The following is a 13884-nucleotide window of genomic DNA, read 5'->3' on the forward strand; positions in this document are numbered from 1 at the left end:
CGGGCCGGGGTGCGCCATGTCACCCCGGCCCGTTGCCGTTCAGCTGCGGCTCCTGGGGCGTCGCGGGTTCGGGCGCGGAGCCGGCCGACGGCCCGGCCTCCGCCGCGAAGAGGCACGCCGAGGGGTGGGCCGCGGGGCCGCCCGCGCCCCGGAAGACGTCCGGGACCGCCAGCGCCGGGACCTCCTGGGCGCAGCGCGGCTGTGCCTTCCAGCATCGGGTGCGGAACCGGCAGCCCGAGGGGATGTTCGCCGGCGAGGGCACGTCACCGGTGAGGATGATCCGCTCGCGGCGCTCGCGGGCCGCGGGGTCGGGCACCGGCACGGCGGAGAGCAGGGCCTGGGTGTAGGGGTGGGTCGGGTGGTCGTAGATCTCGGTGTCCCGGCCGGTCTCCACGATCCGGCCCAGGTACATCACCCCGACCCGGTCCGAGATGTGCCGCACGATCGAGAGGTCGTGCGCGATGAAGACGTACGACAGCTCGAACTCGGCCTGGAGCCGCTCCAGCAGGTTGATCACCTGGGCCTGGACCGAGACGTCCAGCGCGGACACCGGTTCGTCCGCGACGATGACCTCGGGGCGCAGCGCGAGCCCCCGCGCGATGCCGATGCGCTGGCGCTGGCCGCCGGAGAACTGGTGGGGATAGCGGTTGACGAACTCCGGATCGAGGCCGACCACGTCCAGCAGCTCCTGGACCCGGCGGCGCCGGTCGCCCTTCGGGGCGGCCTCGGGGTGGATCTCGTACGGCTCCCCCACGATGTCGCCGACCGTCATCCGGGGGTTGAGCGAGGTGTACGGGTCCTGGAAGACCATCTGGATGTTGCGGCGCACGGCCTTCAGGGCCCGGCCGGACAGCCGGGTGATGTCCTCGCCCTTGAACCGGATCGAGCCCGCCGTCGGGCGCTCCAGGCTGCACAGCAGCTTGGCCACCGTCGACTTGCCGCAGCCCGATTCGCCGACGATGCCGAGCGTCTCGCCCCGGGCGAGCGTGAAGTCGACGCCGTCGACCGCGCGCACCGCGCCGGTCTGCCGCCCGAACAGGACGCCCCGCGTCAGCGGGTAGTGCTTGACCAGGCCGCCGACCTCCAGGATCGGCTCAGTGGTCGCGGCCATGCAGGCACTCCCTCCAGAAGTGGCAGGCGCTGCCCCGGGTGCCGGAGACCTCGTACAGCGGGGGCGGGTCGGTGCGGCACACGTCCTGGGCCATCGGGCAGCGCGGGTGGAAGGAGCAGCCCGGCGGGATGTGCGCGAGGTTCGGCGGGAGCCCCTTGATGGCGTACAGCTCCTGCCCCTTGCGGTCCAGGCGGGGTACCGAGTCCAGCAGACCGCGGGTGTACGGGTGGGCGGGGGCCCGGTAGATGTCGTGCACGGGCGCCGACTCGACGACCTTCCCGGCATACATCACCGCGATCCGGTCGGCCACGTCCGCGACCACCCCGAGATCGTGGGTGATCAGGATCAGCCCCATGCGGTACTCGCGCCGCAGCTCCGCGAGCAGGTCCATGACCTGGGCCTGGACCGTGACGTCCAGGGCGGTGGTCGGCTCGTCGGCGATGATGAGCGCCGGTTCCAGGGCCAGCGCCATGGCGATCATGATCCGCTGGCGCATCCCGCCGGAGAACTGGTGGGGGTAGTCCCGCACCCGCTGCGCCGCCGCCGGGATGCGCACCCGGTCCATCAGCCCGACGGCCTCGGCCCGCGCCCGCTTGCGGGACATGCCCCGGTGCACGACGAACATCTCGCCCAGCTGGTCGCCGACCGAGAGCACCGGGTTGAGGGCCGACAGCGCGTCCTGGAAGATCATCGCGATCCCGGTGCCGCGGATCCGCCGGCGCTGCTCCTCCTTCAGCTTGAGCAGGTCCTGCCCCCGGAACAGGATCTGCCCGGCGGTGACCCGGCCCGGCGGTGTGTCCAGGATGCCCATCACGGCCTGCGCGGTGACGGACTTGCCCGAGCCCGACTCGCCGAGCACGGCCAGCGTCTCGCCCTCGGCCACCTGGTAGCCGACCCCGTTGACGGCGTGCGCGACCCCGTCCCGGGTCCGGAACTCCACGTGCAGGTCCCGCACGTCCAGCAGCACGGCGCCATCACCTCAGTTTCGGGTCGAGGGCGTCGCGGACCGCGTCGCCGAGCATGATGAAGGCCAGCACCGTGACGGCGAGGGCGCCGGAGGGCCACAGCAGGGCGTGCGGGGCGTTGCGGACGTAGGGGGAGGCGGCGGAGATGTCGATGCCCCAGGAGACGCTGGGCGGTCTGAGGCCGACGCCGAGGTAGGACAGGGTCGCCTCCAGGGCGATGTAGGTGCCGAGCGCGATGGTCGCGACCACGATCACGGGTGCCACGGCGTTCGGGGCGATGTGCCGCAGCAGGATGCGGGAGTCGGAGGCGCCCAGGGCGCGGGCGGCCTGGACGTAGTCGTGCTGCTTGGCCGTGATGACCGAGCCCCGTGCGATCCGGGAGATCTGCGGCCAGCCCAGCAGCACCATGAACCCGATGACCGGCCAGACCGTATTGCTGGTCACCACGGAGAGGAGGACGAGGCCGCCGAGGACGACCGGGATGGCGAAGAAGATGTCGGTGACCCGGGACAGCACCGAGTCCCAGACGCCGCCGTAGTAGCCCGCGAGTCCGCCGAGGACCGACCCGAACAGGGCCACCCCGAGCGTGGCGCACAGGCCGACCGTGACGGACGCACGGGCGCCGTGGACGGTGCGCGTGTAGACGTTGCAGCCCTGGCCGTCGTAGCCGAAGGGAGCGCCCGGTCCGGCGCCGTCCTGGGACTTGGCCAGGTCGCAGGCCAGGGGGCTGCCGGGGGCGATGGCCGAGGGCCACAGCGCGATGAGGACCAGGAAGAGGATGACCAGCGCGGAGAGCAGGAAGACCGGGTTGCGGCGCAGGTCCCGCCAGGCGTCGGACCACAGCGAGCGCGGTCTGCCCTGCGGCCCGGTGCCGCCCGGACCGGCGGGGGCGCCTTCGAGTGCGGTCGCCTCGCTCGTCGCCAGGTCCATCGCGCCGCCCATGCCGGTGCCGGCGATGGCGCCCTCGGGCTGGTACGGCTGCTCAGGCATAGCGGATCCTCGGGTCGAGTACGGCGTAGAGCAGGTCCACGAGCAGATTGGCGGCCAGGAAGACCAGCACCAGCACCGTCACGAAGCCGACGACCGTCTGGGTGTTCTGCCGCAGGATGCCCTGGTAGAGCTGGTAGCCCACGCCGTGGATGTTGAAGATCCGCTCGGTGACGATCGCCCCGCCCATCAGCGCGCCGACGTCGGTGCCGATGAAGGTGACGACGGGGATCAGGGAGTTGCGCAGCAGGTGCCGGGTGATGACCCGGTGCCGGGGCAGGCCCTTGGCGATCGCCGTGCGGACGTAGTCGGACCGCTTGTTCTCCGCGATGGAGGTGCGGGTCAGCCGGGTGACGTAGGCCAGCGAGACGGAGGCGAGGACCAGGCCGGGGACGATGAGTTCGCCGAAGGTGCCGTAGCGGACCGAGGGCCTGATCCAGTGCCATTTGATGCCGAGCAGCAGTTGCAGCAGCAGGCCGGTGACGAAGGTGGGCACGGAGATCACGACCAGGGTGGCCAGCAGGACCCCGGTGTCGACGGGCCGGCCGCGCCGCAGCCCGGTCACCACGCCCAGGGTGATGCCGATGACGATCTCCAGCACGACGGCCACGACCGTCAGCCGGATGGTGACCGGGAAGGCCGTCGCCATCAGCTCGGTGACCGGCTGCCCGTTGAACGCCGTACCGAAGTCCCCGGTGAAGACGTTCCCCATGTAGGTGAGGTATTGCTGCCACAGGGGCTTGTCGAGGCCGAACTCCCGCTTCAGCTGGGCGGCCGTCGCCGGGTCGCAGGCGCGCTCGCCGCACAGGCCGGCGACGGGGTCGCCCATCACGTTCACCATCACGAAGATCAGCAGGGTGGCCCCGACGAACACCGGGATCATCTGGAGCAGTCGCCGCGCGACATAGCGCACCACGGCGGCTCAGCCGACCTTGATCTCGTTGTAGACCGGCACGCTGAAGGGGTTGAGCGCCACGTCGGAGAGCCGCTCGGAGTAGCCGGCGTTGCCGTTCTGGTACCAGAGCGGGATGGCGGCCATGTTGTCCCGTACGACCTTCTCGGCCTGCTGGAAGCCGGCGACCGCCTTGGCGGTGTCCGTCTCGGCGTTGGCCCGGTCCACCAGCCGGTCGAACTCCTTGTTCGACCATCTGCCGTCGTTGGAGGACGCGCCCGTGTAGTACAGCGGCTGGAGGAAGTTCTGGATGAGCGGGTAGTCCATCTGCCAGCCCGCGCGGAACGGGCCGGTCATCCGGTGCTGCCCGAGCCGGTTGCGGAAGTCGGCGAAGGTGCCGACCGGGTTGCCGACGCACGCCTTGTCGTCGCCGAGCGCGTTGTTGATCGAGTTGCACACGGCGTCCACCCATTCCCGGTGCGAGCCCGCGTCCGCGTTGTACGTGATCTTGACCTGTCCGCCGGGGATGCCGCCGCCCTCCTCGATCAGCCGCCGCGCGCGGGCGGGGTCGTAGTGGCAGGCCGGGCCGCACAGCCCGGCCTTGAACCCGCCGGCCGCGCCGAGGACCGGGGAGGTCCAGTCGGTGGCCGGGGTCCGGGTCTTCCGGAAGAGCGTGCCGGTGATCAGCTCGCGGTTGACGGCCATGGACAGCCCCGTGCGGACCTTCACCGAGCCCGGCCGGTTCCACGCCTTGTCGTAGTAGGGGAAGGCGAGGGTCTGGATGATGCCGGCGGGGCTGTTGATGTAGCGACCGCCGAGATCGCCCTTGACGTTCTTGAGCTGCGCGGCGGGGATGTCGTCGGTCAGGTCGAGGTTGCCGGCCAGCAGGTCGGTGTAGGCGGTGTTGGTGTCGGTGTAGACGAGCAGGGTCACACCGTCGTTGCGCGCCTTGTCCGGGCCGGGATAGTCGTCCCGCTTCCGCAGGTACATCTGCGCGCCCTTGGTGTAGGACTCGATGGTGTAAGGACCGTTGCCGACCGGCTTGTCCAGCCAGGCCGCGTGATCGGTGAAGAACACGCGGGGCAGCGGGACGAACGCCGCGTAGCCGAGGGTGTCGGGGAAGCCGGAGAACTTCTGGTTCAGCGTGACGGTGAAGGTGCGGTCGTCGACGACCTTCAGCCCGGAGAGCCGGTCGGCGCTCTGCCGGCCGCCGGCCGGGTGGACCTTGTCGTAGCCGTCGATGTAGCCGAAGAAGTAGGCGTTCTTCTGGTTGTTGCGCAGGCTCGCCCCGTAGTTCCAGGCGTCCACGAAGGAGCGGGCGGTCACCTTCTCGCCGTCGGAGAAGGTCCAGCCGCCGCGGAGGCGGACGGTGAAGTGCTGCGAGTCCTTCGTCTCGATGGACCGGGCCAGCCAGTCCTGGGCCTTGCCGGTCCTCGGGTCGTACTTCTTCAGACCCCGGAAGATCATGTCGAGCACCTTGCCGCCCTGCACCTCGTTGGTGTTGGCGGGCTCCAGCGGATTCTGCGGGTCGGACCAGGAGGCACTGAGCACCGCGCCGCCGTTGCCGCCGCTGCCGGGACCCCCGCAGCCGACGGCCGCGAGGGCCGTCGCCACCACACAGGCGGCCCATCGGGTGTGCGCTATTCCCCGCATGGCGTGCCTCCTCGCTGAGCCCCGATCAGTTAACGGTCAATATCGACACATACCGCGCACACCGCAGGTGCCCCGCCCGATTGGGCCGCCTTTAGAGGGACACGTCATCCGAATGCAGGCACGCCCTCGCCGCCGGCTTGATGATCTTGGGTGTCGAGCGCAATAGATCTTCGTGTAACGATGCCGAAACGTTGGATTGGGACGTTCCGATGTACGCATTTCGACACTCCACCGTCCGCATATCGAACTCCTTGCCCGTTTCGCGCAGTTAGTCCGATGTGAAGCACGGATTGATTACGGCGTGCTACCCGCGTAGCTACGGATTGGTCAAGTCAGAGTAAAGAAGGTAAAGAGAAAACCAAGGCGGTCGAGAATTTATTGACCTTGAATGAATTGCGTTGAAAAAGTCCGGCGTAGCCCGTAGGGGAGCGCCCTGCGGAGCCTTGACCCACAAGGCACGGAGCATCATGACCCCCGCAACCCCTTCCCCGGCCGCCCCCCTTGAGGTGACCGACGAAGACACCGCCGCAACGGCGAAGCTCGGCACCCCCAAGGGGGCCGAAAGCCGCTCTCCGGGACGGCTGGCCTGGATCCGCTTCAAGCGGGACAGGACGGGCGTCATATCCGCCTTCGTGGTGATCCTCTTCTTCGTCGTCGGCATCCTGGCGCCGCTCATAGCCAAGCTGTACGGCAAGGACCCGTACACCACCTACGGCATGAACATCCCGGGCCTGCTGAACGAGTTCAACTACCCGGTCAAGGCCAACGGCGGCATCAGCTCGGACTTCTGGTTCGGCATCGAGCCGCAGCTCGGGCGGGACGTCTTCACCTTCCTGCTCTACGGCATCCGCAATTCGCTGCTGATCGCGACCGCAGCGGCCGTGCTGACGACCCTGCTCGGCGTCGTCGTCGGCATCACCGCCGGCTATCTGGGCGGCAAGACGGACTACCTCGTCGGCCGCGTGATCGACATCCTGCTGGCCTTCCCGCAGACCCTCTTCTTCATCGCCTTCTGGCCGGTGGTCATGGCGATCTTCGTGCCGCCGGAGGAGAACACCCCGGTCTGGCTGACCGTCACCAGCCTCATCCTCGTGATGACGGCCTTCGGCTGGGCCTCCATCGCGCGACTGCTGCGCGGCGAGGTCCTCGCTCTGCGCGAGCGGGAGTTCGTCGAGGCCGCCAAGATCACCGGTGCGTCGCCGGCGCGGATCATCTTCAAGGAACTGCTGCCGAACCTCTGGACGCCGATCCTCATCCAGGCGACGCTGCTCCTCCCGGCCTACGTGACGGCCGAAGCGGGTCTCGCCTTCGTCGGCGTCGGTCTCACGGACCCCACCCCCGACTGGGGTGTGATGATCCAGAACGGCGCCAAGTCCTACCAGGACGACATCACCTTCATGCTCTTCCCGGGCCTGACGATGGTGATCTTCGTGGTCGCCTTCAACCTTCTCGGTGACTCCGTCCGTGACGCCCTGGACCCCAAGACCAAACGCTGAGTACGACCCCCGGCCGCGGCGACGGGGCCCTGCCGGGGCTTCCAGCACCACTTCGTTCCTCCACCAGAACAGGCCAGCCATGTCCTTTTCCCGCAGAAACTTCCTGATCGCAACCTCTGTCGCGGCCGCGGGCTCGACGGTGCTGTCCGCCTGCAGCAGCGGTGGCTCAGGCAGTGGCGGCTCCCGGAGCACCGGCGCCACGGAGTACACCGGCGCCAAGGTCACCATCGGCACCGCGTCCGACTCCACCGGTCCGGCCCCGGAGATCGCCGGTGCGAAGGCGGGCGGCACGATCTACGGTCTGGCCCCGGACGACTTCTCGCACCTCGACCCGCAGCGCATCTACTACGCGTACAACTCCACCGTCGCGCTGCTGCTGCACCGTTGCCTGACCGGCTACAAGATCGACGCCTCCGGCAAGCAGAAGCTCGTCGGCGACCTCGCCACCGACGCCGGCAAGGCCTCCGACGACAACAAGACCTGGACCTTCACGCTGAAGGAGGGTCTGAAGTGGGAGGACGGCAGCGAGCTGACCGTCGACGACGTCCGCCACGGCTTCGAGCGCTCCTGGGCGACGTTCGTCACCGAGGGCGCCGACTACGCCCAGCGCGCGCTGACCGGCAAGGGCGGCAAGTGGCGTGACGGGTACCCCGGGCCCTACGGCGGCAAGCACCTGGACTCGATCGTCACCGACAAGGCCAAGCGGACGATCACTTTCAAGCTGGCCGAGTCCAAGCCGGACTTCAACTTCACCCTGGCCATGCACTCCTACGCCGCCGTGCCGGTGAAGCAGGACACCAAGGAGAAGTACGACAAGAAGCCGGTCGCCTGCGGTCCGTACAAGATCAAGGCCCACACCACCGACAAGTCGATGGTGCTGATCCGGAACAAGAACTGGGACCCGAAGACCGACTCGATCCGCAACGCCTACCCGGACGGCTTCGAGTTCCACTTCGGTGTCGAGACGCTGGACGGCGTCGACCGCCTCATCGCCTCCCAGGGCAACGACGCCTACGCTGTCTCCATCTACAAGGGCGTCCCGGCCGAGCGCATCCAGAAGGTCCTCACCGACCCCGACCTGAAGAAGCGCACCTTCAACGGCCTGCTCACGGGTACCTACTTCTACTGGATCAACACCAAGCGCGTCACGGACCTGAAGGTCCGCCAGGCCCTCATCCACGCCTGGCCGCTGCAGCAGATCCGGCAGATCTACGGGGGCCCGTCCGCCGGCGACTTCGCCACCTCGGTCCTCAGCCCCGACATCATCGGTTACAAGAAGACCGACCCGTACAACAAGTCGAAGAAGCCGCAGGGTGACCCGGAGGCCGCGAAGAAGCTGCTGAAGGAGGCGGGCAAGCTCGGCCAGAAGGTCGTCTACGCCTTCCCGCAGGACCCCACCTACAACAAGACCAAGGTCGTCATCGAGAACGCCCTGAAAGCGGCCGGTTTCACGCCGGTCATCAAGCCGGTCGACTCGACGTCGTACTACGACCAGGTCCAGCAGATCGACAACAACTACGACGTGATGTGGGGCGGCTGGTCCCCGGACTGGCCGACCGCCTACACGATGATCCAGCCGCTGCTCGACGGTGACGCCATCGGCAACGGCAAGAACAACGTCTCGCAGACCAACGTCGACTGGATCAACGAGGGCATCAAGAAGAACGCGGTCATCCCCGACCAGATGAAGGCCGGTCAAGCCTGGGCCGCGCTCGACAAGCGCATCATGGAGGAGGTCGCGCCGATGATCCCCGAGACGTACCAGCGTCGTTTCTACGTCTACGGAAACAAGGTCGGCGGCGCTCAGTTCGACCCGAACTTCTCCGCGACCCTGCTGTACAAGACCTTCGTCAAGGCCTGACGTACGGCCCCCTAGGCGGGGCGGCCCAGGTGCCGCCCCGCCGTTTCACCCCCCTACGGCATCCGTCAGGAAATCCCAACTGCCATGTTCCGCTTCCTCGTCCGCCGGATCCTCGGCGCCGCGGTGATTCTGCTGATCATCAGCGCCCTGGTGTTCGTCCTGTTCTACGCCGCTCCGCGCGACCCCGCCCGCATCGCCTGCGGCAAGGTCTGCACGCCAGAGACCCTGGCCCTGGTGAAGAAGAACCTGGCGATCTCCGACCCGCTCCCCGTGCAGTACTGGGAATGGCTCAAGGGCCTGTTCGTGGGGCGGGACTACAGCTCTTTCGGTCACTGCGACGCGCCGTGCCTGGGCTTCTCGTTCCAGAGCCGTGAGCCGGTGCTGGACACCATCCTGGACCGCTTCCCCACCACGATCTCCCTGTCCATCGGCAGCGCCCTGATCTTCCTGATCTTCGGCGTCGGCACCGGAATGCTGGCCGCCGTCAAGCAGGGCAAGGCTCTGGACAAGATCGCCAGCTCCGCCTCGCTGATCGCGTCCTCGATGCAGATCTACGTCGTCGGTGTGTTCGCCACCTACCTCTTCGTCGACCAGCTGCACCTGCTGGACCGGGCTAGCTACACGCCCTTCACGGAGAACCCGGGCGAGTGGTTCTCGGGCCTGCTGCTGCCGTGGCTGGTGCTGTCACTGATCTTCACCGCCAACTACACGCGTATGACACGGTCCCAGATGGTCGAGTCGCTCAGCCAGGACTACGTGCGTACCGCCCGTGCCAAGGGCCTGTCCCGCCGCAAGGTGTTCTTCCGGTTCGCCTGGCGCGGCGCCATGGGCCCGATCATCACCATCTTCGGTCTCGACCTCGGTGTGCTGCTCGGCGGCGCCATCATCACCGAGTCGACCTTCAGCCTCCAGGGCCTCGGCATGCTCTCGGTGAAGGCGGTCGGCACCAACGACCTGCCGATGCTGCTGGGCGTCGTCATGGTCGCAGCCGGCGCGATCGTCGTCTTCAACATCATCGTGGACGCCGTCTACGCCATGATCGACCCGCGCGTGCGCCTCGCTTAAGGAGAGAGACCCATGAGCACCCCCTTCCTCTCCGTCCGCGACCTCAAGGTCCACTTCTCCACCGAGGACGGCATCGTCAAGGCCGTCGACGGGCTCTCCTTCGACCTGGAGAAGGGCAAGACCCTCGGCATCGTCGGTGAGTCCGGTTCGGGCAAGTCCGTCACCAACATGGCGATCCTGGGCCTGCACGACCCGCGCAACACCGCCCTCGACGGCGAGATCCTGCTCGACGACAAAGAGCTGATCACCGCCACCGAGAAGGAGCTGGAGCGGCTCCGCGGCAACAAGATGTCGATGATCTTCCAGGACGCGCTGGCCTCGCTGTCGCCGTACCACACCATCGGCGCGCAGATCGGCGAGACGTACCGCAAGCACACCGGCTGCTCCAAGAAGGAAGCCCGGGCCCGTGCGATCGAAATGCTGCGCCGGGTCGGCATCCCGCAGCCGGACGTACGGGTGGACGAGTACCCGCACCAGTTCTCCGGCGGTATGCGCCAGCGCGCGATGATCGCCATGGCGCTGGTCTGCGATCCCGAGCTGCTGATCGCCGATGAGCCGACCACGGCCCTCGACGTGACCGTGCAGGCGCAGATCATGGACCTCCTGAAGGACCTCCAGCAGGAGTTCGGTACCGCGATCATCTTCATCACCCATGACCTGGGCGTCATCGCGGACATCGCGGACGACGTGCTGGTGATGTACGGCGGCCGGTGCGTCGAGCGCGGGACGAAGAAGGAAGTGCTCCGGAGCCCGCAGCACCCCTACACGCTGGGGCTGCTCGCTTCGATGCCCAGCCTCGACGGGCCGGTCGACGTCCCGCTGTCGCCGATCCCCGGCTCGCCGCCGTCTCTGCTCAACCCTCCGTCCGGCTGCCGCTTCCACCCCCGGTGCCCGTTCGCCGACAAGGTGTCCGGCGGGCGCTGCTCCAGCGATCAGCCGCTGCTGGACAGCGTCGACGGACGGGGCGCGGCCTGCCACCTGACGCCGGAGCAGAAGAGCGAGTTGTTCTCCGACCACGCCGCGGCCCGCAGCCACTGACGGATTTCAGACGGGACTTCACCACCATGAGCAGCACCACCCCCCTCCTGGACGTCTCCGGGCTGACCAAGCACTTCCCGATCAAGGGCGGCTTCCCGATCCGCCGGACCGTCGGCGCGGTGCAGGCGGTCGACGGGCTCGACTTCCAGGTGTCCGAGGGCGAGAGCCTCGGCCTGGTCGGCGAGTCCGGCTGTGGCAAATCAACCACCGGCCGGCTGATCACCCGGCTGCTGGAGCCCACGGCGGGCAAGGTCAGCTACCGCGGCCAGGACATCACGCACGCGGACCGCAAGCAGCTGGCGCCGATCCGCTCCGAGATCCAGATGATCTTCCAGGACCCGTACGCCTCGCTGAACCCGCGGCACACGGTCGGCAAGATCATCGCCGGGCCGATGGAGATCAACGACATCAACCCGGAGGGCGGCCGGGAGAAGCGGGTCCGCGAACTCCTGGAGATCGTCGGCCTGAACCCCGAGCACTTCAACCGGTTCCCGCACGAGTTCTCCGGCGGCCAGCGCCAGCGCATCGGCGTCGCCCGCGCGCTCGCCCTGAACCCGAAGCTGATCGTCGCCGACGAACCGGTCTCCGCCCTGGACGTCTCCATCCAGGCCCAGGTCGTCAACCTGCTCCAGCAGGTGCAGAAGGAACTCGGCATCGCGTTCGTGTTCATCGCCCACGACCTCGCGATCGTGCGGCACTTCTCGCACCGCGTCGCGGTCATGTACCTCGGCAAGATCGTCGAGATCGCCGACCGCGAGGACCTGTACGACAACCCGCGCCACCCCTACACGCGGGCCCTGCTGTCCGCCGTCCCCGAGGCCACGGTGGACGAGGTGCCGCGCGAGCGCATCCGGCTGACCGGTGACGTGCCGTCGCCGATCAACCCGCCCTCGGGCTGCCGCTTCCGCACCCGGTGCTGGAAGGCGACCGAGAATTGCGCGACGGAGGCGCCGCCGCTGGTGCAGGTGGAGGGCAACAAGCCGGGCCACCTGACGGCCTGCCACTACCCGGAGACGGCGGACACCGTCCCCGCTCCCCGTCTCTCCAAGGACCCCGAGGCGGCGGCCTGACACACCCCTTTCCGTCAGCCGCCCCCTTCAGGAACGGACTTTCTCGGCCCATTGACCCGAGCCCATGAACGTCCGCTCCAGGGGACGAGGGCCCGCACATGCCTATGTGCGGGCCCTCACTGCGTGGGGGAGCCGCGCTTCACCACTCGCTCAGATCTCCCTCAAGTCGCTGCCTTCCCCCGTTCACACTGTGCGATAGTCCCATTACACCTAAAACGGGGAAACGCCCACTGAGGGATCGGTAGCATCCGTGAAACTTTTCAGCAGAACCACCACCACTGTGGCGACCAGCGCCACCGCCATTGCCTTCGGCTTCACTCTGCTCGGCCCCACTTCGCCGGCTCACGCCAGCGTGGCCTTCCGGGTCCAGAGCGTGATAACCGGGAAGTGCATGCAGTGGAATGGCTACAACAAGACCGTCACTCTGGCCACTTGTAAGCACAAGTGGTCACAGATCTGGTCTCCCGAAGGCACCCAGCTCGCCTCCGACGCGGACCAATACGGGGCCTGGTGCCTAGACGACCCGTCAAAGAGGGAAAAGGCGCCGACCGGCCGGGCATGCCGAGACTCCGGCATTGTCATAATGAATGACAAGCGAATCGGGCACACCACCTACATGGCCAGCCACGGTGGCTACTTCAAGACGGTGGACGGCAAGATCAAGTGGGGGAACCGTAGCAGCAAGAACAAATACATGCAGTGGAAGCTGCTCGCTGCGTGACATCGGCTTCTCGCAAGGAGTCAGCCCGATGGTTCGGTCCGCACGGCGTGCGGACCGAAGTCGAGAACGAGCGTCCCTGAACAGCTCGATCCGCAGGACCAGTTGTGTCCACACACGGATCGCCGGAAACTGACGCACCGTTCAGCAAGGTGTGTCACACTGCCGCGGTGGTAGATCATGCCTTCGCCGATCTCTCGCTCGCCGCGCTGTACGACAGCCTCAACCCCTGGGGTGCAGGTGACGAGTTCTACCTCGGTCTGCTGCGGGAGGCCGGGGCCGTGCTGGACATCGGCTGCGGCACCGGACGCTTGCTGCGGCGGGCCCGCGCCGAGGGGCACCAGGGGCGGCTGACGGGGCTCGACCCGGCCGCCGCGATGCTCGTCCGGGCGCGGGCGGCGCGGCCCGATGTCGAGTGGGTGCTCGGCGATGTGCGGGTGCGCCGCTGGGACGGGGAGTTCGACCTCGTCGTCATGACCGGGCACGCCTTCCAGGAGCTGCTGACGGACGAGGAGATCCGGGTCTGTCTGCGCGCCGCCCGCGCGGCCCTCGCCGACGGCGGCCGGTTCGTGTTCGAGACCAGGAACCCGGACGCCCGCGCCTGGGAGCGCTGGACCCCGGACCGGGTCCACGAGGTCACCGCGGGCGACGGCACCCCGGTGCGGGTCTGGCACGAGGTGCGGGGCGACGGGCTCGACCGGGGCCTGGTGCGGTTCACGGAGACCTACGCGAGCGAGGACTGGGCGGCCCCGCGGGTCTGCCACAGCGTCCTCCGCTTCCTGGACGCGCCGGCCCTTGCGGGCTTTCTGGCCGAGGCGGGCCTGACGGTCGAGGCGCAGTACGGCGACTGGCGGCGCGGGCCGGTCACCCCGGGCGCCGCGGAGATCATCACCGTGGCCCAGCCGGCTTAGCACCGGCTCCAGAAGTACGGCATATGCGCCAATAGCCGTGCGGATGCCACCGATTCCGGCATGTTGACGGGCGAAGGTTTCCCCGACCGGCCGTGATTGTCTTCACCGCGTGATCAC

Annotated in this window: 12 protein-coding genes; 7 read left to right on the forward strand and 5 right to left on the reverse strand. The window is 68.1% G+C overall.

Going from position 1 to position 13884, the window contains the following annotated elements; all coding sequences use genetic code 11:
* Nucleotides 1-19: 19 nt before the first annotated feature.
* Genes ACF073_RS01515 through ACF073_RS01535 form a run of 5 tightly spaced genes read right to left on the reverse strand, consistent with a single transcriptional unit; the run spans nt 20 to nt 5608 of the window.
* Entirely contained in the window at nt 20-1111 is a 1092-nt protein-coding gene (locus ACF073_RS01515; protein ID WP_392065805.1) for an ABC transporter ATP-binding protein, read from the reverse strand.
* A complete protein-coding gene (locus ACF073_RS01520; RefSeq protein WP_392065807.1) occupies nt 1095-2078 on the reverse strand; it encodes an ABC transporter ATP-binding protein in 984 nt (327 codons plus the stop codon). Before ACF073_RS01520 ends, ACF073_RS01515 begins: the two co-directional genes overlap by 17 nt.
* 7 nt (nt 2079-2085) lie before the next feature.
* On the reverse strand, nt 2086-3066 hold the full coding sequence (locus ACF073_RS01525) for an ABC transporter permease (RefSeq protein ID WP_392065809.1): 981 nt from the start codon (nt 3064-3066) through the stop codon (nt 2086-2088).
* A complete protein-coding gene (locus ACF073_RS01530; protein WP_392065810.1) occupies nt 3059-3979 on the reverse strand; it encodes an ABC transporter permease in 921 nt (306 codons plus the stop codon). The genes ACF073_RS01525 and ACF073_RS01530 overlap by 8 nt, the downstream gene beginning before the upstream one ends.
* A 6-nt stretch (nt 3980-3985) precedes the next feature.
* Nucleotides 3986-5608 carry an ABC transporter substrate-binding protein gene (locus tag ACF073_RS01535; protein ID WP_392065812.1) on the reverse strand — a complete coding sequence of 541 codons (1623 nt, stop codon included), beginning with the start codon at nt 5606-5608 and terminating at the stop codon, nt 3986-3988.
* A 467-nt stretch (nt 5609-6075) separates the two neighbouring features.
* Between ACF073_RS01535 and ACF073_RS01540 the strand changes: the two genes are divergently transcribed.
* The 7 genes from ACF073_RS01540 to ACF073_RS01570 all read left to right on the forward strand — a co-directional run bounded on the left by ACF073_RS01540 (nt 6076) and on the right by ACF073_RS01570 (nt 13767).
* Entirely contained in the window at nt 6076-7104 is a 1029-nt protein-coding gene (locus tag ACF073_RS01540) for an ABC transporter permease (protein ID WP_392065814.1), read from the forward strand.
* A 79-nt stretch (nt 7105-7183) separates the two neighbouring features.
* Nucleotides 7184-8965 carry an ABC transporter substrate-binding protein gene (locus ACF073_RS01545; RefSeq protein ID WP_392065816.1) on the forward strand — a complete coding sequence of 594 codons (1782 nt, stop codon included), beginning with the start codon at nt 7184-7186 and terminating at the stop codon, nt 8963-8965.
* 84 nt (nt 8966-9049) lie between these two features.
* A complete protein-coding gene (locus ACF073_RS01550; protein WP_392065818.1) occupies nt 9050-10030 on the forward strand; it encodes an ABC transporter permease in 981 nt (326 codons plus the stop codon).
* A gap of 12 nt (nt 10031-10042) precedes the next feature.
* The gene (locus tag ACF073_RS01555) at nt 10043-11068 is read left to right on the forward strand and encodes an ABC transporter ATP-binding protein (RefSeq protein ID WP_392065820.1); all 1026 of its coding nucleotides are present in this window, start codon (nt 10043-10045) and stop codon (nt 11066-11068) included.
* A 26-nt stretch (nt 11069-11094) separates the two neighbouring features.
* Nucleotides 11095-12138, forward strand: a complete 1044-nt coding sequence (locus tag ACF073_RS01560; protein WP_392065822.1) for an ABC transporter ATP-binding protein — start codon at nt 11095-11097, stop codon at nt 12136-12138.
* A gap of 250 nt (nt 12139-12388) precedes the next feature.
* Nucleotides 12389-12859, forward strand: coding sequence for a hypothetical protein (locus ACF073_RS01565; RefSeq protein ID WP_392065824.1), 471 nt, complete (start codon nt 12389-12391; stop codon nt 12857-12859).
* Nucleotides 12860-13026: 167 nt separating this feature from the next.
* A complete protein-coding gene (locus tag ACF073_RS01570; protein ID WP_392065825.1) occupies nt 13027-13767 on the forward strand; it encodes a class I SAM-dependent methyltransferase in 741 nt (246 codons plus the stop codon).
* Nucleotides 13768-13884: the final 117 nt, after the last annotated feature.

This window comes from Streptomyces sp. NPDC015171, from assembly GCF_043079545.1.
Lineage (GTDB): Bacteria > Actinomycetota > Actinomycetes > Streptomycetales > Streptomycetaceae > Streptomyces.